Source organism: Oleiphilus sp. HI0066, assembly GCF_001635725.1.
The window spans coordinates 1-1057 of sequence record NZ_LWFH01001407.1 but is presented as its reverse complement, the minus strand read 5'-3'; the positions used below and the strand labels follow the sequence as shown (position 1 = coordinate 1057).

Annotated in this window: 2 protein-coding genes; both read right to left on the bottom strand. The window is 41.4% G+C overall.

Annotation, left to right across the window (positions count from 1 at the left end; all coding sequences use genetic code 11):
• Positions 1 to 710: hypothetical protein (locus A3738_RS21290; protein ID WP_197473951.1), on the bottom strand; the 710-nt coding region annotated here is incomplete at its 3' end.
• An 81-nt stretch (positions 711 to 791) separates the two neighbouring features.
• On the bottom strand, positions 792 to 1057 hold a 266-nt coding region (locus tag A3738_RS31370; RefSeq protein WP_197473950.1), incomplete at its 5' end, for a hypothetical protein.

The window sequence follows — 1057 nt, the reverse complement described above, 5'->3', positions numbered from 1 at the left end:
ACCCAGTACTCGTAAACTTGCTCGTTAAGTCTTTTTAGATATCGATTTACAATCTTGAATTCTTTTGATTCTTGCTCTGCAAACGGGTCCTCCACATATGCATTACCTAGATCACGTTCCTCTAAGAGCTCCATGTTTCCGAGATTACCCAAAAACTCCGGCGGGATTTTAAGTTCTTCTGGCGGGATAAAAGCGATGTCTGATTCAGCGCCAAGTTCAGCTTTACCAGAAGAATCGTTTGCAACAGCCTCGTCACCAACTCCAACTTCGTCACTAACTCCCGTAAATGCGTCCACCTCAAGAGCGCCGTTTCCTACCATATCAATTGGTGCAAATAAATCTACTGTACTGACCGCCTCCCTATCACCTTTCGTGCCTATACTGGACTCTTTCTTTTTAACGATTTCTTGCTTTGCTCCAAAATCTAGCTGAGCCTCTTTCGTGACATCTTGGTTATTCGAACTAAATTCATCACCAAGCTTGTGCTCATTGATCAAATGATCAATTAAGTCCTCTTCATTTACTTTATCTTTCTTTACTTCCTCAATTTCTGGTTCAGGAGGTTCTTCTATGGGGGGGCGTTCTTTACGCGCTTCTACTATGCGTGGAGAAACACTAGTCAAGGACAGGTTGATTGCAGTGTACGCGTGTTTTGAGTGGTTTTCTGTTTGAGAAAATGAATAGACTGCAACAAATACAATAGCGTGCAATATAGTACTCAGTAGCACTAATCTAGAAAAAACTTTTTGTTGCTGGTAGTTAGTGCTCATTTAGCGAATTAACTCGACTGCCTATTTAAAGCCCTTGGTATCCTCGTGACTATAGTCTAGCTTTAATCTCTGTAAGCGTACGAAGAGAGCAGCCGTCTCATCACTAGGCATTTCAAACTTTTTAGCAGACTGCAGTGCATTGTACATATAGTCATCAAGCTCTTTATAGCCGCTTCTCTTCTTAAATTTCAATCCGTGAATAAGCCCTTCTTCAGATACAACAAAACTAATCGCGCCATTATAAAATCGTCCATCCCATTCTGGCAGATCCTCGCCATACTCAATTA